Origin of the sequence: Winogradskyella luteola, assembly GCF_019203985.1 — a bacterium.
Taxonomy (GTDB): Bacteria; Bacteroidota; Bacteroidia; order Flavobacteriales; family Flavobacteriaceae; genus Winogradskyella; species Winogradskyella luteola.
Genome location: NZ_JAGSPD010000011.1, coordinates 64720 through 82492 on the forward strand (window position 1 = coordinate 64720; position 17773 = coordinate 82492).

The 17773-nt window shown below is 31.5% G+C and carries 18 protein-coding genes and 1 tRNA gene; 13 read left to right on the plus strand and 6 right to left on the minus strand.

All coding sequences use genetic code 11. From position 1 onward, the window contains the following. The first annotated feature begins 91 nt into the window (after positions 1-91). Entirely contained in the window at positions 92-529 is a 438-nt protein-coding gene (locus KCG49_RS13130; RefSeq protein ID WP_218547125.1) for a hypothetical protein, read from the plus strand. 4 nt (positions 530-533) lie between these two features. Here the strand turns inward: KCG49_RS13130 and KCG49_RS13135 are convergent, their stop codons facing one another. The 4 genes from KCG49_RS13135 to KCG49_RS13150 all read right to left on the minus strand — a co-directional run bounded on the left by KCG49_RS13135 (position 534) and on the right by KCG49_RS13150 (position 3751). After that, the gene (locus tag KCG49_RS13135; protein WP_218547127.1) at positions 534-677 is read right to left on the minus strand and encodes a FeoB-associated Cys-rich membrane protein; all 144 of its coding nucleotides are present in this window, start codon (positions 675-677) and stop codon (positions 534-536) included. After that, positions 678-2777: a ferrous iron transport protein B gene (gene feoB / locus KCG49_RS13140; protein WP_218547129.1), complete on the minus strand. Its 2100-nt coding sequence runs from the start codon at positions 2775-2777 to the stop codon at positions 678-680. Beyond that, positions 2770-2997, minus strand: coding sequence for a FeoA family protein (locus KCG49_RS13145; RefSeq protein ID WP_218547130.1), 228 nt, complete (start codon positions 2995-2997; stop codon positions 2770-2772). Before KCG49_RS13145 ends, feoB begins: the two co-directional genes overlap by 8 nt. A gap of 79 nt (positions 2998-3076) precedes the next feature. Continuing rightward, positions 3077-3751 carry an SCO family protein gene (locus KCG49_RS13150; RefSeq protein WP_218547132.1) on the minus strand — a complete coding sequence of 225 codons (675 nt, stop codon included), beginning with the start codon at positions 3749-3751 and terminating at the stop codon, positions 3077-3079. Between the two features lie 193 nt (positions 3752-3944). On the opposite strand from KCG49_RS13150, the gene rseP reads away from it, so the two are divergent. The 8 genes from rseP to KCG49_RS13190 all read left to right on the plus strand — a co-directional run bounded on the left by rseP (position 3945) and on the right by KCG49_RS13190 (position 11482). After that, positions 3945-5285, plus strand: coding sequence for an RIP metalloprotease RseP (gene rseP, locus KCG49_RS13155; RefSeq protein WP_218547133.1), 1341 nt, complete (start codon positions 3945-3947; stop codon positions 5283-5285). A 93-nt stretch (positions 5286-5378) separates the two neighbouring features. Beyond that, positions 5379-5452 (plus strand) — tRNA-Asn (locus KCG49_RS13160). 91 nt (positions 5453-5543) lie between these two features. Next, complete coding sequence (locus KCG49_RS13165; RefSeq protein WP_218547134.1) at positions 5544-6434, plus strand: hypothetical protein; 891 nt, start codon at positions 5544-5546, stop codon at positions 6432-6434. A 157-nt stretch (positions 6435-6591) separates the two neighbouring features. Continuing rightward, complete coding sequence (locus tag KCG49_RS13170; protein WP_218547135.1) at positions 6592-6930, plus strand: helix-turn-helix domain-containing protein; 339 nt, start codon at positions 6592-6594, stop codon at positions 6928-6930. Further along, entirely contained in the window at positions 6911-8182 is a 1272-nt protein-coding gene (locus tag KCG49_RS13175) for a DUF3987 domain-containing protein (protein WP_218547137.1), read from the plus strand. Before KCG49_RS13170 ends, KCG49_RS13175 begins: the two co-directional genes overlap by 20 nt. 86 nt (positions 8183-8268) lie before the next feature. Continuing rightward, positions 8269-9477, plus strand: coding sequence for a site-specific integrase (locus tag KCG49_RS13180; protein ID WP_218547138.1), 1209 nt, complete (start codon positions 8269-8271; stop codon positions 9475-9477). A gap of 141 nt (positions 9478-9618) precedes the next feature. Then, positions 9619-10485 carry an AAA family ATPase gene (locus KCG49_RS13185; RefSeq protein WP_218547139.1) on the plus strand — a complete coding sequence of 289 codons (867 nt, stop codon included), beginning with the start codon at positions 9619-9621 and terminating at the stop codon, positions 10483-10485. Next, entirely contained in the window at positions 10460-11482 is a 1023-nt protein-coding gene (locus KCG49_RS13190) for a DUF3871 family protein (protein WP_256260005.1), read from the plus strand. The genes KCG49_RS13185 and KCG49_RS13190 overlap by 26 nt, the downstream gene beginning before the upstream one ends. A gap of 45 nt (positions 11483-11527) precedes the next feature. Here KCG49_RS13190 and KCG49_RS13195 read toward each other — a convergent pair whose 3' ends face one another. Then, positions 11528-12901, minus strand: coding sequence for an SH3 domain-containing protein (locus KCG49_RS13195; RefSeq protein WP_218547141.1), 1374 nt, complete (start codon positions 12899-12901; stop codon positions 11528-11530). A 42-nt stretch (positions 12902-12943) separates the two neighbouring features. After that, the gene (locus KCG49_RS13200; RefSeq protein WP_218547143.1) at positions 12944-13309 is read right to left on the minus strand and encodes a hypothetical protein; all 366 of its coding nucleotides are present in this window, start codon (positions 13307-13309) and stop codon (positions 12944-12946) included. A gap of 25 nt (positions 13310-13334) precedes the next feature. On the opposite strand from KCG49_RS13200, the gene KCG49_RS13205 reads away from it, so the two are divergent. The 4 genes from KCG49_RS13205 to KCG49_RS13220 all read left to right on the plus strand — a co-directional run bounded on the left by KCG49_RS13205 (position 13335) and on the right by KCG49_RS13220 (position 17771). After that, positions 13335-13625 (plus strand): hypothetical protein, encoded by a 291-nt coding sequence (locus tag KCG49_RS13205; protein WP_218547144.1) that lies wholly within the window; start codon positions 13335-13337, stop codon positions 13623-13625. Between the two features lie 324 nt (positions 13626-13949). Then, positions 13950-15311 carry a DNA phosphorothioation system sulfurtransferase DndC gene (gene dndC, locus KCG49_RS13210; RefSeq protein ID WP_218547146.1) on the plus strand — a complete coding sequence of 454 codons (1362 nt, stop codon included), beginning with the start codon at positions 13950-13952 and terminating at the stop codon, positions 15309-15311. Then, the gene (gene dndD, locus KCG49_RS13215) at positions 15308-17395 is read left to right on the plus strand and encodes a DNA sulfur modification protein DndD (protein WP_218547147.1); all 2088 of its coding nucleotides are present in this window, start codon (positions 15308-15310) and stop codon (positions 17393-17395) included. The genes dndC and dndD overlap by 4 nt, the downstream gene beginning before the upstream one ends. Beyond that, positions 17379-17771, plus strand: a complete 393-nt coding sequence (locus tag KCG49_RS13220; protein ID WP_218547148.1) for a DndE family protein — start codon at positions 17379-17381, stop codon at positions 17769-17771. The genes dndD and KCG49_RS13220 overlap by 17 nt, the downstream gene beginning before the upstream one ends. Positions 17772-17773 lie beyond the last annotated feature (2 nt).

Here is a 17773-nt window from a genome sequence, read left to right on the forward strand (position 1 = left end):
GTTAAGGCTCAAAATGGGCATTTGGTAAACAATGATCAATGACAACAAACATAAAAATGGAAAAAACAAGCTATTACAAAAATTTAAACAGATGAAAAGCATATTATTTTTATTGGCACTGGGCTTTGTTGGATTATTTAATTCTACAGAAGCACAAAATCAAGTGGTAAAAGATTCTTTAAGCATAAGTAAACTACTAAGGTTAAGTGAAAAATTAGATTTTGAAGGTTATGAAATAAAGTTCAAAAAAGTAATTACGGATTCTAGATGCCCAAAAAATGTAATGTGCGTAAGAGCTGGTGAGGCTGAGGTTTTACTTTCAATATATAAAAAAGGAAGTTTTATAGAGGATAAGAAGATTAGGATAGACACAAGTGAATATGCTATCGAAGCTAATAACTTAGCTTTTGATACACTTAATTTTAAAGCATATGGATTTGGTTTGATGCCTTACCCTGAGGGTGTTGTAGATTTGACCAATAAAGATTATCAACTAGAAGTTGTATTTCAGCCTAAAGTTTTGAAGTGATTTTTTAATGACAACCACAACCATCATCACTTCCACAAGCTTTGGTGGATTTTAACTTTTTAGGCTTCCACATAAATTTTCTAACTAAGAACAAGAGTGCAACTCCCAATGCAGAAAAAACCAATATATTTTGAATGATAGTATTCATTTATTTTAATGTTTGGAAAGCTATTAACGCTACAATATAGGCAAAACTGCTCATAATAAAGAGTTGATACATTGGCCATTTCCAAGAATTGGTCTCACGTTTTACGATAGCCAGTGTGCTCATACATTGCATGGCAAAGGCATAAAACAACAGCAACGAAATACCAGAAGCAAAGTTAAATAATGGTCCGCCCAATATAGGATTGACTTCGCCTGCCATTCGATTTTTTATAGTTTCCTCTTCGTCACTACCAACACTATAAATGGTTGCTAGAGTACCGACAAAAACTTCGCGTGCTGCGAAAGAACTCACAATCGCTATACCAATTTTCCAATCGTAACCCAAAGGCCTTATTACGGGTTCTATTGCATGACCAGCGATACCAATAAAAGAATGCTCTAATTTATGAGACGCCAATTTTTGTTGAAACTCTTCTTTCGATAAATCCTTTGTGGCATATTGCTCAGTAACAATACTTTCAGCATTGTTAAAGTTGTCTCCAGGCCCATAAGATGCTAAAAACCATAATACAATTGAGATTGCCAAGATAATTTTACCAGCACCAAAAACAAAAGCTTTGGTTTTTTCTAAAACGGTTAAACCTACATTTTTAAGCAAAGGTAATTTGTAGTTTGGCATCTCTACCACAAAGAAAGTTTTACTTCTTATTTTAAGTACTTTATGTAAAATCCATGCTGAGCCAACGGCTGCTCCAAAACCTATTAAGTATAATAACATTAAGGTTAATGCTTGATAACTCAGTCCAAAAATCCGACCTTCAGGAATTACCAGTGCAATAATAATAAGGTATACTGGAAGCCTAGCAGAACAAGTGGTGAATGGTGTGACTAAAATAGTGATAAGGCGTTCTTTCCAGCTTTCAATATTACGTGTTGCCATAATTGCTGGTATAGCGCAAGCTGTACCCGAAATTAAGGGTACAACACTTTTTCCACTAAGACCAAAACGCCGCATAATGCGATCCATTAAAAATACCACACGGCTCATATAACCACTTTCTTCGAGAATGGAAATAAATAGAAACAAGAAGGCAATCTGCGGTATAAAAATAACAATGCCACCAAGCCCAGGAATAATACCTTCAGCAATTAAATTGGTAAATGCACCTTCTGGTAATACGGTTTTAGTCCATTCGCTAAAAGAAGCAAACGTACTATCAATAAAATCCATCGGAACACTGGACCAGTCGTAAATAGCTTGAAAGATGGTTAGCAGAATTATTGCAAAGATTAAGTAACCCCAAACTTTATGTGTTAAAATTCTATCGAGTTTTATTCTAAGGTCTTTTGCAGCTTTAAGGTCAATAGTTTGTCCTTTTTTAAGCGTTTCGTTAATAAACTGATAGCGCTTTATGGTTTCTTTTTGCTGAAGACGTTTTAAATCGGCCTTAGACTTGGTTTTAAAATCTGAAACCGCATCAATGGTTTTTCTATCGGTTTTTCCGAAGTTGACATCTTGAGTAATAACAAGCCAAAGCTTATATAATAGCTGATTTGGGAAAGCTTTTCTTAAGTTGTTAAAGTAAGTTTTATCAATAGAGGAAGCATTCATACAAGGTTTAACGGAAAGTTCTTTAAAATTAGTGATAAGCTCTTTTAGGTTTGCTATACCTTTGTTTTTTCTCGTACTTATTAAAGCAATCTTGGTTTCGAGCTGTTGCTCTAAATAATCTATGTCTAAAGAAATTCCTTTGTAATCCATGCGGTCAGACATATTAATCACCAAAATGGTCGGAATTTCTAAATCCTTAATCTGCGTAAATAAAAGTAGGTTTCGTTTTAAATTTTCAACATCACTAACAACAACTGCTACATCTGGGAAATCCTTATCATTTTTATTTAGAAGCAGTTCAATAACCACATTCTCATCGAGCGAAGAAGCGTTTAAACTGTAAGTTCCAGGTAAATCGATAATATGTGCTTTAACACCACGAGGCAGTTTGCAAACACCTTCTTTCTTCTCTACAGTAATACCAGGATAATTGCCTACTTTCTGATTTAAACCCGTTAAAGCATTAAATACAGAGGTCTTTCCTGTATTGGGATTTCCTATTAAAGCAACATTGATTTGCTTACTCATCTACGGTTTCTATTAAAATGTGAATAGCAGTCTCTTTTCTTATGGCTAAATGCGATCCATTGATATTGAGGTACATGGGGTCTGCAAAAGGAGCAACCTGTACAAGTTCAACAGAATTACCAGGTAAACATCCCATTTCGAGAAGTTTTAATGGAATATGAATAGAAGACACATCTGTAATTACACCTTGTTGCCCGCGCTTTAAATCTGCTAATGTCAACTCTTTGCTTATTTAGAATAATTTTAAAGAAGCAAAAATAAGCTAAAATTTTAAGTGGTTAAAGCCCTTTTTAAAGAATTTAAGATTCGTCTTTTAAAGTTTCTATATCCTCAAGAAGCTTATCAATATCCTCTGGTTGTGTGCCATCATAAAAGCCTCTTATCTGACGTTTTTTGTCTATAAGCATAAAATTTTCGGTATGTATCATGTCATATTCATCCCCATTACCATCTGTCTTTACCGCCAAGTAGCTTTTTCTTGCCAACTCATAGATTTGTTTTTTGTCTCCTGTTACCAGATTCCATTTTCGGTCAATAACACCCTTCTTTTTTGCATATTTTTTAAGCTGAGCTACAGTATCGATTTTTGGAGTCACGGAATGCGACAATAACATTACATCATCGTCATTAATAATTTCTTTTTGAATTTTGTACATATGGTCCGTCATAATCGGGCAAATGGTTTGGCACGTTGTAAAAAAGAAATCGGCCACGTATATTTTGTCCCTATAGGTATCTTGGGTAATGGTTTCACCATTTTGATTGATGAGGCTAAAATCAGCTATTTTATGATATTTTGCTTTATGCTGAATAGTGCTATCCACCAATTCTTCACTCACCATAGCAGGTTGGTAAATAGGCAAGGGTTGCTTTACACTAAGTATGTTATATATAACCGCAATAATGATTATACACAATACGGTAAAAAAAAACCCGAAGTTTCTATACCGTTTAAAGTATGAAAGAAATGACATAAATTTTAAGTTCAAATTCTAAATGGCAAAGGTACAATTCAAGCTAATTTTCTTGAACTTTTTTAACACAAATATGATACTGAAACTCTACGATTTATAAATCGTTGTTAAAAATAAATCGATTAAAAATACAATTGTTTTCTAAATGCCTTGAAAACATTACTTTTGTCAATCGAAATTTGAAAATGACTACATGGAATTTGTAATAAAGATATCCCAATTTTTACTGAGTTTATCACTTCTAATCGTATTGCACGAGCTAGGACACTTTATACCTGCGAAACTCTTTAAAACCAAAGTTGAAAAGTTTTACCTTTTTTTTGACGTAAAGTATTCGCTATTTAAAAAGAAAATAGGAGAAACCGTTTATGGTATTGGCTGGTTACCGCTTGGTGGTTACGTAAAAATTGCCGGGATGATTGACGAAAGCATGGACAAAGAGCAAATGGCACAACCACCACAACCGTGGGAATTTAGATCTAAACCAGCTTGGCAACGACTAATCATTATGTTGGGTGGTGTTACGGTTAATTTTATTTTGGCATACGTAATTTTTGTGTTTGTATCCTTTTTTTATGGAGATACGGATATTAAAATAGATAGTCTAAAAGGCGGTTATTTAATTGAAAACCCTGTGCTTCAAGAAGCAGGTTTTAAAACAGGGGATAAGGTTATGGCCATTAATGATCAGAATATTGAAAAAGACTCAGAAATTGGACAGTATATTATTGGTGCCGAAGAAATGACTATTGAAAGAGATGGCCAAACCAAAGTAATTACATTGCCCGAAAACTTTTTGGGTCAGCTGTCGGATCAAGGTAGTAGAAATCTATTTAGATACAGATACCCTTTTATTGTTGAATCCGTTCCAGATTCTTCAGCTAATAAATCCGCGGATTTAAAAAAAGGTGATGTTATTTTAAGCCTTAATGGAAAAAAGCTAGATTATTTTGATTTGTTTGAAGATGAATTACAAAATCTTAAAGGACAAACAGTCAATGCAGAAATATTAAGAGGTAATGATGTGCTTACAAAAGACCTTAAGGTTAACAATAATGCTAAACTGAATATTTTTAGACTTATCGATGCAAAACGATTTACAGAATTAGGTTATTACGACGTTACTCGAAGAGAATACTCTTTTGGTGAGAGTTTTGCGGCCGGTGCTACCAAATTTAAATCTACAATAGTTAATTACTTCTCTCAACTCAAAGCTATTTTTAACCCAAGTACTGGAGCATACAAGGGCTTAGGTGGTTTTAAGGCGATCTATGATATCTTTCCAGATTTTTGGAGTTGGGAAGCCTTTTGGAAGCTAACCGCATTTCTTTCAATTATGCTTGCTGTTTTAAATTTATTACCAATACCTGCATTAGATGGAGGCCACGTTATGTTTTTGTTGTACGAAATGGTTTCTGGGAGAAAGCCAAGTGAAAAATTCTTAGAGCGTGCACAAATCGTAGGATTTTTTATTTTAATTGCCTTAGTACTGTTTGCAAATGGTAATGATATTTTTAAAGCTATTACGCGTTAAATAAATTTAGAAATAGCTCTAAAAAAATAGATTTTCATATTGTAGAGATTAAAAAATAATTTATATTTGCGCTCGCTATTGCGAAAACAATCTTCCTCAGTAGCTCAGTTGGTTAGAGCATCTGACTGTTAATCAGAGGGTCGTTGGTTCGAGCCCAACCTGAGGAGCTTAGTAAATAAAGGCACTTACAAATTTATTGTAGGTGCTTTTTTTGTTTTTACTGCAACAATGCTGCAACATTTATATAATTTTGCAGTCATGGATATAAGTACAATAACAAATCCTATCAAATTTTTTGAAATTACCTTAAGCGAGGAGAGTAAAATAAGGGATATTGCAAATAATATTCTTGAATGCAGCCCTTATATTTCTTATAAATTTAAAGAAAACTCAACGGTGGTTTACTGTATTGAGATTGATGATGAAACAGGTGAAGCTAAAGAATATATAGAATATACTAAAGACTTAATAATTGAATACCTTAAGAAACAATATTATACTTCGAGAGAATATCTATATCAATTTTGTATTAGAAATGATAATACTGCTATAAAAAGCTATTTGTCAATTCAAGTGAAAGCAATTCAGCTTTTAATCAATAAAAGCAAAGACCTTTTAGCTTATCATCCATATTTTTTAATTCCACTTAAAGGTCTTGTCAAGTACATCAATGAATTATTACTTATACCAGGTATGGATGAGTTTATCATTGATGTAGATATTGTAAAAATTATTCCTTTAAGAAGTAATCTGGACTTTGATGCCATCAATAGCGAGAAAGTTTATTCGATATTAAAGTTTATGGCTGGCAAAAATGAGAAGCAAGAAACTATTTTGAGTCAAGATGATTTTAATAGACTTATTGATTACACCAACTATCTAGTAGAAAATGAAGAAGTTCCTGAAATAGAGAGCCAATTAGAACCTAAAATTACTTTTGAGCTATTGAGGTTTACTTATTGGGTACTGCACAAAGAGCTATACACTACTAAGAGAATTAAGCCTTGCTTTTATAATTTTGTGAAAGATATGTTTGTTCAGTCAAATAATTCACAATTATCAAGTATAAAAAAAATGTTTGCGGTTCAAGCTAGAATAGCAAGAGATTCGTTCATTCCTAATGTCATTTCTAAGTACTTTAGAGACTAATTCTTTTACTTCTACATAAATTCTACAATATTTCTTTCAAAATATTGAAAATCTACATTTTTGGCATTTGACCTACAATCCTTCTTAATTCAAATTCGCATTCAGAAATAAGATACCCAAATTAAATGAGCTCAGGGTATTTATAAAAATTTTTAAGATGAAAAAAGAATTAAGAAGGACAGATTATGTTCAAAAAACGCAACTCATAGCATTTAAGGAGATATTGAGTTTTAGAGAAGCACTGATTTATTTAGATGTTAGTGAATCCTTTTTATATAAGTTAACTTCAAAAGGAGCAATTGAATTTACAAAGCCAAATGGCGGCAAGCTCTACTTTAAGAAGTCTGATTTAGATAATTGGATGATGAAGAATGAATCTACTTCAAAAGAGCAATTAGAGCAAGAAGTGTATAATCACTTAAAAGGTAATAGTAAACAAAACCACAATTTGGATAAATCGTTAAAAAGCAAGACTGATGGAAAGAAGACAGATTGAAGATTTTATTTATAGCAGATTACCTGAAAAATTAAAATCTCTTACAGATGATTTTAAGGATAGAGAAAAGGACATTGTATTGTTGTCTTCTTTAGGAGTACTTAGTAATTGCTTACCAAATATTTATGGAGTTTATGATGGAGATGAAATTAGTACTAATTTATATGTAATGATTATTGCACCACCAGCAAGTGGAAAAGGAGTAATGAATTATGCAAGGCTATTGATAGAACCTATACATGATAAGATTTACCAAGAAAGTAAAAATGAATATTTGGCATGTGAAAGTGAAAACAAAGGCAAGAAAAATGACAAGGAAGACTGCCCAGATATAATGGTAAAAATTCTACCTGCAAATATTAGTACTTCAGAAATGTACTCTTATATGGGAAGTAGTAATCATGGTTTACTAATTATGGAAAGTGAAGCTGATACAATGAGCAATATGCTTAGAAATGATTGGAGCAATTATTCTGATGTTTTGAGAAGAGCCTATCATCATGAGCCTATTTCTATAAGTAGAAAATTAGAAAAGGTATTTGAGGATATAAAAGAGCCCAAACTTTCAATGGTAATAAGTGGTACACCAGACCAACTGCAACCATTAATTAAGTCAAAAGAAAATGGTTTGTTTTCAAGGTTCATTATCTACAATTTTGATGAGTTAAGTGATTTTAAAAATGTATTTGACCAGAATACAAGAAACCATAAAACAGGATTTAAGAAACTGGGTACTGAAATATTTGAATTGTACAGCAAATTACAATCACTTGAAAAACCTATTGAGTTCACTTTTACTGAAGCTCAACAGCAGAAGTTTTTGGATAGAATAAGACCTATAAGGACTAATATTATTCAAACTCATTCAGAAGGTTTTGTTTCAAATCTTCATAGGCATGGCTTAATTCTTTTTAGAATTGCAATGATACTAACTGCAATTAGAAATATGGAAAATTTGCCAAACCTTGAAAATGTGGAATGTAGTGATACGGATTTTATGGTTTCACTAAAATTGATGCAAACATTATTAAGTCACAGTCAATTTACTTATAACTCAATTGATAATGGTGGATTGTCAATGCAAGATGATGAAATCTTATCTGAATTAGGTATGTCATTTACTACTAAACAAGCCTATAAAGCAGGTGAAAAGTATAATGTAACTCAAAGAACTATGTTTGATAAGTTACAGCAATGGCATAGAAAGAGAGTAATTAGGAGAATCAAAAAAGGGCAATACAAACTTTTATAATGTAAGGTTGTAAAACCTGTAATTCATGTAATTAAACTGCCTCTATTCTGGGGGCAGTTATTTGCCAAATTTTAAATTAAGAACAGATGACAACAACAGTAAAATTGGTGTTGGATGCCAGAGCCTTGTCTAATGGTAAGCATAGAATATACCTAAGATTAATAAAGGATAGAAAAAGAAAAAATATAAGTTTAGGGCTTCAAGCCTATAAAGAACATTTTGAAAATGAATCTTTTACCAAGCAACATCCAAATTATCAAATAGAAAACGAAGTACTTCTAAAGTTCAAATCAAAAGCATTAAAAATCATTAGAGAGTTTCAAGTATCTCAAAGTGATTTTACTTTAGATGAATTTGAAGAAGTTTTTAGAGGTAATAAAAGAAATCAAAACCTAATGGTATTAGATTTTTTTGATGAGTTAATTGATGAACTAAAAAGAGCAGGTAAAATGGGAAGTGCAAAAGCCTACCATGACACCAAAAATTCACTCATTAAATATACTAATAAGAAGTTTCAATTTAAAGATATAACCCCAACATTTTTAGAAAAGTATGAAGTGTTTCTTAGAGAAACTGGTAGTAAAAATGGTGGTGTAGCTTTCAGAATGAGACAGCTTAGGGCTGCTTTTAATAAAGCAAGAAAAAGAAATCTTGTACCTAAAGAACCTTATCCATTTGAATCCTATAAAATCTCAAAGCTAAAACCTGAATCTAACAAAATAGCATTGACATTAGAAGAGTTCAAAAAGTTTAAGAATGTAGATTTATCTGAGCATCCTAATCTACTGGAAACCTATCATTTTTTCATGTTTTCAGTGTACACAAGAGGCATGAATTTTAAAGATTTAATGCTATTAAAATGGTCTGATATAAGGAACAATAGAATTTATTACACAAGGTCTAAAACTAAAGGTAGAATCAACATGGAAGTAATTCCCCCGGCACAAGAAATATTAGACATTTACAAGGCTCAAAATAGAGCTACAAACTATGTGTTTCCTATTCTTTTAGAAGAAAATCTAACACCGACTCAAATTGCAAACAGAAAGCATAAGGTACTAAGCAGGTATAATCAGAACTTAAAAGAAATAGCTAAACTGGCAGGGATTGAGAAAAGATTAAGTTCTTATGTAGTTAGGCATTCTTGGGCAACCATTCACAAAATGATGGGTACTTCAGTTGAGAAGATTTCTGAGATGATGGGTCATAGTGATGTAAGCATTACTATTGCCTACCTCAAGGAGTTTTCAGATGAGGATTTAGATGAAGAGAATAGAAAATTTATTGACTTATAACTATTCAGATTGTATTCAGTTTTTACTGAAACATTTTACACAAATACTTTAATAAAAGCACCTTACAGTTTGTATAGGTGCTTTTTCAGTTTATGGACTTACGAGTTCGTTTTAATATTAACAATTTTTAATTTTTAGATTATGCAATTAAGAAAATCAGAGAGAAAAAAAGCAAAAATCAAACTGGCTTTACAAGGAAGTTCTGGAAGTGGCAAAACCTATTCCAGTTTATTGTTAGCTAAAGGACTAACTAATGGTGATTTATCTAAAGTAGCTATTATAGATAGTGAAAATGGTAGTGCAGATTTGTATGCTCATTTAGGAAATTACAATGTACTTTCATTAGAACCACCGTTTAAACCAGAAAAGTACGTTAAAGCCATTGAGGTGTGTGAAAAAGCTGGTATGGAAGTTATCATAATAGATTCCATCTCACATTGTTGGGAATACCTATTGGACTACCATTCTAAAATGGCAGGTAATTCATTTACAAATTGGGCTAAAATTAAACCGCTTGAAAAAGTATTTTTGAATAAAGTACTACAATCACCTTGTCATATCATAGCAACTATGAGAACAAAACAAGATTATGTTTTAAATCAAAAAGATGGTAAGTATGTTCCTGAAAAAGTTGGCTTGAAGTCTATTTCTCGTGATGGAACAGACTATGAATTTACCCTAGTTTTTGATGTAGATATTAAACACTTTGTGACTAGTTCTAAAGATAGGACAGGCTTGTTTATGGGCAAACCAGAGTTTATAATAAATGAAGCCACAGGAAGAAAGATTCTGCTATGGTGCAATCAAGGTGAGAATATAGATGATGTTAGAGCTAAGATAAAGCAGTGTAATGACTTAGAACAATTAAGAGAGCTTTATAGGCAGAACTACCATATAAAGGAGTTGGAAGCAGATTTTAAACTGCAAAAAGAAACCATTCAATCAAAAGCCCAATTGTTAAACCCACAAAACATATCAAACAATGGAACTATTAGCAGTACACAATAATAAACCAAAAGAACAAGGTTCAGATGGTTGTTTAGGTTCTTCAGAAGATTTAGTAAAACCATTGGTGCAAAAGGAATATAATACAAGTCCTTTCATAGAGGCTAATACCAAAAGTATTAGCCTCTCTCATTTACAAAAGGATTGTATAATACCTGTCTTTTCTAAAGACAATGAACGCACTATTGCTCATACTGAATTTATTCATGTGGTTCAAAATGCTATTTCAGCATCATTTTCACATCATAGTATAGATGTTCCAGAAGTTCGCATAAGTCATCAAATTAAAGGTAGAACACCAAGTGCAATACATAAATCAGCAAAAGACTTGCTAGAGCATGAAAAGACCATCTATTATGAAAGAATGGCTTTTATAATTCGTGTACCTAGTATTACTGAAAGTATTAATGGAAATGAATTAGCTCTAACTATTGGCGGAGTGCGTGCATACAACAAGGAGAATCTATATTCAAAGAAGTCCGTAGAGAAGTTTCAGGTATTTGTTGGGTTTCAGAACATGATTTGCTGTAACCTATGTATTAGTACAGATGGTATGCAATCAGAAATGCGTGTAGGTAGTGTAAATGAGTTGGCAGCAAAAGTACAAGAGTTAATTGCCAACTATGATGCAGAAAAGCATTTAAAAGAGATGTTAGCTTTAACTGATTACAGCCTTACTGAAAAGCAATTTGCACAGTTAATAGGTAGGTCAAGACTGTACAATTATCTACCAAAGAATGAAAAAATCCAGATTCCACAATTGCTGTTAAATGATGGGCAAGTTTCTACTATAGCTAAAGATTATTATCAAGATGAGAGGTTTTGTAAAAATGGAGATGGGAATATCAATCTTTGGAATGTATATAACCTGTTCACATCAGCTAATAAGAGTAGTTATATTGATACTTTTGGTGATAGAAATGTTAACGCATTTGAATTTACAAATGGACTTAAAAACACCCTAAATAGTGATTCTAACTATTCTTGGTTTTTGAGTTGAGTAAATCTTATCTTACCTTAATCGGTAAGATAAGATTCTTTCCAATTAATTTTTGAGTATATTTCTTGCTTTAGGTATTATAATCCTTTGATAAATATCATTTTGTGTGTAAGTGCGATTGGAGTGTTTATGGGAGAACTTATTGTGACCTATTTGTATAAAACCTAACTTGCTTAGGCTTTCACTTGTAACGTGAATATTAAAATTTTGATAGAAAAGATTTTCCAGTTTTCCGTCAACTATAGTGTTAAACTTTAACCTTCCTTGAGTTAGAAAGCTACCCATTTTAGTTCTAAGGATTTTATCAGATAATACAGAATTAGGATTAGTTATAACATTTGATTTTTTTTGATTGTTGGATTTTATGAGTGGTTCTTTTTTTACCCCCTTACTTCTTATAACTATAATATTCTTCCAGTTTTTATTGCTATTGGTCCATCTGTTATATACAATACTAAACTGACTAGAAATTTTAGCCTTACCAGCAATTAACCTAACTTCTTGACCTCTATGAATTGCTGCTGATTTCTGATTTAAGTAATCATAACAAACGATTTCAAAATTATCAGAGTAATCTTTAAGTTGTTCCATTATATTCTCAATAATCTTTCTATTCTCCTTAGTTAATGAGATAGATTTATTATAAAATTCCTTGTAGAACTTACCATTGTATGTTTTAAAGACATTATAATTGAAAGTTAGTAATTCGTTTGAGATATATCCAGTTTGATTATTATGAGAAATTTTATACCAATTCGACCTAATATGTTGAGACAACACCTGCACCCTTTCTTTTCGTTTTAATTTATATAAAACATTATAATCACTAGATGGTCCAGAATAAACATTCGCATAGCCTGAATTAATATATATATAACCAATCCTATTTATTCTATTTTCTGTTTGTGTTGGTTTTTGAGTTTCAGATTTGTTGTCAAACAATGAAGCAATTCCAAAATAAATTAGTGCACCTATAATAATAGCGGCTATACAACCAAAAGTTATAGAATGACTGTCTTTGTTTCTTTTGTGAGTTGATTTTGAATTTTTATATGAAGAACTTGAATCATAATCTAGATAGTCAAGATAGCTATCATCTGTATTAGAAATTGAGGACGCAGATTCTTCTGCTGTATCTTCACTTTCAATAGAGTGGGGTTCTTCATTCTCCTCTTCTTCTATATGTACCTGACCAGTGCCACCACAAGTTTGACATTGACCTGTACCTGAACAGATTTCACAATCTTCATCTGAATCATGTTCTATATTTAGAGCTTCAAGTACCAGTTCTCCAGGGATGTTTGCAACTTGCTTATAAAAATCTTTACCATCACCATGGCATGCTTTACATCTACCATCACCTTCCATAAGCAAATCCCCAGGAATCCTACAATCACGACAGTTTTTTATCTTAGGCATATATCATAATTTGAAATAATTTACATTCATTTATAGAATTCCTTATAAAAAACACGACATTGAATTTAATAATACTATTAGCTCATCAATTGTCTCGGATTTATTATTTCTATAGAATTTGGAGTTTTCTAGGTTTCTTATTACTCTTTTTATTTGGTAATGAGTAATAGGGATATCTGTTTCTGGATTGTAATTGAATCCGCCATGTAAAAGGCTTTTGTATTGAATATGTTTAGGAATAGGTAAATGGAGCTCAAAGGCTATGTATTCTTGATGCAACTGTAACCTTAATTCAATTGCTTTATCTTCTTCAGGTTCTATAAGATAAATTTTAGTAGTGTTATTTATTAGCTTGTTTTTTGTTTTCCAATGCATAATTTCATGTTGTTGATGTTTAAAGTATTTCATTAAATTTATTTAAAATTTATTGATAATGGAAGAGATAAATAGAAATGAATTGGGATTAGAAATAGTTGGATTGCCAAATAATCTTTGTGTTTTAATGAATGTATATGACAGAAATCAACCTAACGAACATAAAGTTTTTCAAGTAGCCCTAATTGAAGATGTTTTGAACGCAGAACCAGATATTATGGTTGGATTGGTAAATTACGTAGATGGGCAGGTGAGACCTTTTTTATCCAATTTTTGGGATGAAAATGGGATTTATCATAAAAATCCAACTCCATATTACCCCTATCTAGGAGTTAAAAAAAAAGAATAAATTAATTAGAGTGGTGTAACTTTTCTAAACACTTTTTCGAGTAAAAATATGCTTTACCACGTTTTTCAAATTCAAGCTTCCCTTGAGTTCTATAATGCATTAAGTCGCACCCTCTAATTTTAAAATGTTTCTGTGCTTCTTTACTAGACAACCAAGATGATTTTTTTTCTTGACTCATGATTATACATTAGTCTGAAAAATTAACAATAGCTTACATTATGAGAGGTTTGATTTTTTTTGTTAAAATTAATTGAATAACAATTGCCTAACTCAATTGTTTTGAGTCACAGAACTCTTTAAATTAGTCAAATTATAATTACCACTATGAAAATTAAGAATAAAAAAATAGAATCAATTGTCAATGAGCTTATTGACCAGTATGCTTATGCAGATAAATCAGAAAGACCATGGATAATTGGATTTAGTGGTGGAAAAGATTCAACAGTGTTACTCACTTTAATGTGGGAAGCTTTGACTAGAATAAAAGATGAAATGCCATATCCATTTCAGTTAAGAAGACCTGTTTATGTAGTCTGCAATGACACAATGGTTGAAAACCCTATTATTAGTAGTTATGTAGAAGATGTTTTATTAAAAATTGAAACTGCTGCTAGAGACCAAGGATTACCAATTATAGTAAAGAAAACAGTACCAAAATTAGAAGAATCATTCTGGATTAATGTATTGGGAAAAGGTTACCCAGTTCCAAACAACACCTTTAGATGGTGTACAGATAAGTTAAAGATTAGACCTACTTCTAATTTTCTACTAGAGCAAATAGATGAAAAGGGAGAAGCAATAGTATTGTTAGGTACTAGATATGAAGAAAGTGCTACAAGAGAAAGGTCAATGCGTAAGCATGAGATAAAGGGTAATAGATTATCTAAACACAACACTACTGCCAATACATATGTCTATGCTCCTATCAAAGAATTGATGCTTGAGGAAGTGTGGTATATTATTAATGCTGTTCCATCTCCTTGGGGATTTGATAACTCAATACTTTTTCAAATCTATGCAGATGCAAGTGCTGATGATTATGAATGCCCAACTGTTGTAACTAATAAAGAGCATTCTTCTTGTGGACAAAGTAGATTTGGTTGTTGGACTTGTACTGTAGTAAAGAAAGACAAGTCTATGTCTGCTTTAATAGATAATGGTCAACATTGGATGAAACCCTTGTTGGACTTTAGGGATAGTCTGGTTGAAGGTAGAAATGTTAGTGAAAACAGAATGACTACCAGAAGAAATGGACAAAAGGCTGTTACTGAAGATGGGCACAATCAAGGTAACTATACTCCAGAGTATAGACATAGGCTACTAAAAGAACTTCTTCAAATTCAAAAGAATATACAAGAAGAAAGACCTCACGTTGCACTTATTACTAACCAAGAGCTTATAGCAATACAAGTGGTTTGGAATAGAGATATGATATTTGACTTTAATGTAGGTAATGCTTACAGAGAGGTTTACAATAAAGAAATTAGCACAAATAATATTAAGTCTCTAGATGATACAGAGAAAAGAATATTGAGAGAAATATGCGTAGAAGATATGTCTTACTATCATCTTATAGATAACTTAATTACGCTACAAGAAACCAAAACACTAATGCTATCTAAATATGGTTTACACAATGATGTAGAAAATAGAATAGAAAGCTTTGTGAAAGAAATTGAACAATGAGAATTGATAGAATAACATTAGAAAACTTTAGAATATATAAAGGGCTTAATGAAATAGACTTAAGCCCAAAAAAAGACAAAAATATTAGTCTTATTGCTGGTAAAAATGGTTTTGGAAAAACAACATTTTTAACTTCTTTAATATGGTGTTTCTATGGTAAATTGATGTCTCAAGTAGAAGACAAGTACAAACAGGATATTAGAAATTCTGGTGGTTATGAAGCATATGTTAATTCACTTTTGAATAGAGATGTTTTAGGAGAAGGAGTGGACAACAATAAGATGTCTGTTGAAATTGAACTTGAAGATTTACTTATACCATCCATACCATGTAAAACAGTTACTATCAAACGTACATATGATTTTTCTAGTTTAGAAGAAACAGTAACTATTCTAATTGATGGAGATGAAAATGAGCTTACAAAATCTGTAGGTTATGAGGTATTCATAAATGACTTCATTTTACCTAGAGAAATAGCAAAATTCTTCTTCTTTGATGCTGAAAAAATAGTGTCACTTGCAGAGGCTAAATCTAAAAGTGAATTACGTAGTTTGAGTAAAGCTTATTCAGAGGTTTTAGGGATTAAGAAGTATGAGGAATTAAAGAAAAACCTAGAATCCTTACTTGTTAAATTAAAGAGAAGAGGAGTTTCTGAATTACAACAAGAGAAGCTAACGCAACTTCTTAATGATGAAAGTGAATTAGAAAAAGAGATTAGCCATAATCAAGATAAGCAAGTTGATATAGACAAGCAATTAGTTTTGTTGAAATCTAAAAGTGATAGCCTTCAGGAAAAACTAATTAGGGAAGGAAACTCAATTACTTTAGATGAACTGAAGGAATTAAAATCTCGCAGAGATGATTTAAAGCAAGATTCTATTCAAATTAAAAATAACTTGAAAAAGCTTTTGGATTTAACACCTTTAGTTATTGCTGGTAAACACTTGAACAAGCTTAAAGAGCAGTTAGATTCAGAAAGTAATGTTTTATATGGTGCTTTAAATGATAAGCTATTATCAAAGGAATTAGAAGCATTTTCTAATAGTATATTAAAAAGTTTACAGGCTTTAGATTTAGAAAAAACAATTGATTCTAAAGTAAAAAAAGCTATTAAAAAATCTCTGGAAGATAAGTTAAACTCTAGTAGAAGTGATGTGTCTGGTAAGGTATTATTAGAATTTGCAGAAGAAAGATACAGGGAGTTTGAAGCTATTTTGAATAACATCAAAAGTACTTTCTTAAGTCAATTTAATGCTATAGTTAAAGAGGAGCGCACTAATAGAGCTTTATTGAGCAGAACTATAAACAAAATAAAGCAGGCTGAAGCTCGTAAGGACAACCATCTAGCTAGACAGTTTAGAGATGAAAAGTCTGAAACAGATACTTCAATTAATAAGTTTCTCAAAGAGAAGGATAAACTAAATGAAGGTTTAGGTGCGTTAAAACTGAAGCTCTCATCTCATAAAAAAGTACGAGTTGAATATGAGAAAAACTTCAATCTTGTAGAGACTGATAAAAAGAAGTATGAAGTCACTAAAGTTTTACTAGAAAAAATAAATAATCTTATTGTTAAGATTAAAGAGGAGAAGAAATACTCACTTCAAAAATCTGTATCCCTTGGTTTAAGTAAGCTAATGCATAAAAAGGACTTTATTACCAATGTAAAAGTAAATATTGTAGATGATGTAATGGATATAGATTTACTGGATAAGGATAATAATGTCATTGATAAAGATTCCCTATCTAAAGGAGAGCAACAGTTGTATGCTACTGCATTACTTAAAGCATTGGTTGATGAGTCTGGCATTAGGTTTCCAGTATTTATTGATAGCCCATTACAGAAGTTTGACAAGTTTCACTCTAAAAATATCATACAAGAGTTTTACCCATCTATTTCAGAACAAGTGGTACTTTTCCCATTATTAGAAAAAGAGCTGTCTGAAAAAGAATATGAACTGCTTAAGCCAAACTTGAGCAAGACTTTTTTAATACAGAATAAGTTAGGAGCTTCTACATTAAAAGCTTTACCTGTAAATAGTTTGTTTAAAGAGTTTAAAAAAGAAAAAGATGTTTACACATATTAGAACAAGTAAAGAGAATAGAGATGTAGTTGCCCAACTAACACGCAAGCTTAATTTGGGTACAGAAAATATAATTTCCAGAATAGCATTAACCTATTCTTTATCACAAGATAAAAAGTTGAATATTAAAGACATTCAAAATTCAAGTGGTAAGGAATATAGTAGGTCAGTGCTATTTGGAGATTATTTAGACTACTATCTAGGTATGGTAGCTTTACATTATGACATCCATATTTCTGATAAAGATTTAGGAAAATATGTAAAGCTCCACATTGATGATGGTTTACAACTACTAAATAATGAGATTAACTCCAATAGTAATATAGATGGGTTTGATTTTCTTGTTGAAAAAATTGAAAAGACAATAATTAGTATATAAAT

Coding starts and splice junctions, on each gene's coding strand:
- dndC (WP_218547146.1), top strand. CDS start 13,950: ATGAAAATTAAGAATAAAAAAATAGAATCAATTGTCAATGAGCTTATT.
- KCG49_RS13200 (WP_218547143.1), bottom strand. CDS start 13,309: ATGAAATACTTTAAACATCAACAACATGAAATTATGCATTGGAAAACA.
- KCG49_RS13220 (WP_218547148.1), top strand. CDS start 17,379: ATGTTTACACATATTAGAACAAGTAAAGAGAATAGAGATGTAGTTGCC.
- rseP (WP_218547133.1), top strand. CDS start 3,945: ATGGAATTTGTAATAAAGATATCCCAATTTTTACTGAGTTTATCACTT.
- KCG49_RS13205 (WP_218547144.1), top strand. CDS start 13,335: ATGGAAGAGATAAATAGAAATGAATTGGGATTAGAAATAGTTGGATTG.
- KCG49_RS13165 (WP_218547134.1), top strand. CDS start 5,544: ATGGATATAAGTACAATAACAAATCCTATCAAATTTTTTGAAATTACC.
- KCG49_RS13195 (WP_218547141.1), bottom strand. CDS start 12,901: ATGCCTAAGATAAAAAACTGTCGTGATTGTAGGATTCCTGGGGATTTG.
- KCG49_RS13185 (WP_218547139.1), top strand. CDS start 9,619: ATGCAATTAAGAAAATCAGAGAGAAAAAAAGCAAAAATCAAACTGGCT.
- KCG49_RS13180 (WP_218547138.1), top strand. CDS start 8,269: ATGACAACAACAGTAAAATTGGTGTTGGATGCCAGAGCCTTGTCTAAT.
- feoB (WP_218547129.1), bottom strand. CDS start 2,777: ATGAGTAAGCAAATCAATGTTGCTTTAATAGGAAATCCCAATACAGGA.
- KCG49_RS13190 (WP_256260005.1), top strand. CDS start 10,460: ATGGAACTATTAGCAGTACACAATAATAAACCAAAAGAACAAGGTTCA.
- KCG49_RS13170 (WP_218547135.1), top strand. CDS start 6,592: ATGAAAAAAGAATTAAGAAGGACAGATTATGTTCAAAAAACGCAACTC.
- dndD (WP_218547147.1), top strand. CDS start 15,308: ATGAGAATTGATAGAATAACATTAGAAAACTTTAGAATATATAAAGGG.
- KCG49_RS13175 (WP_218547137.1), top strand. CDS start 6,911: ATGGAAAGAAGACAGATTGAAGATTTTATTTATAGCAGATTACCTGAA.
- KCG49_RS13135 (WP_218547127.1), bottom strand. CDS start 677: ATGAATACTATCATTCAAAATATATTGGTTTTTTCTGCATTGGGAGTT.
- KCG49_RS13130 (WP_218547125.1), top strand. CDS start 92: ATGAAAAGCATATTATTTTTATTGGCACTGGGCTTTGTTGGATTATTT.
- KCG49_RS13150 (WP_218547132.1), bottom strand. CDS start 3,751: ATGTCATTTCTTTCATACTTTAAACGGTATAGAAACTTCGGGTTTTTT.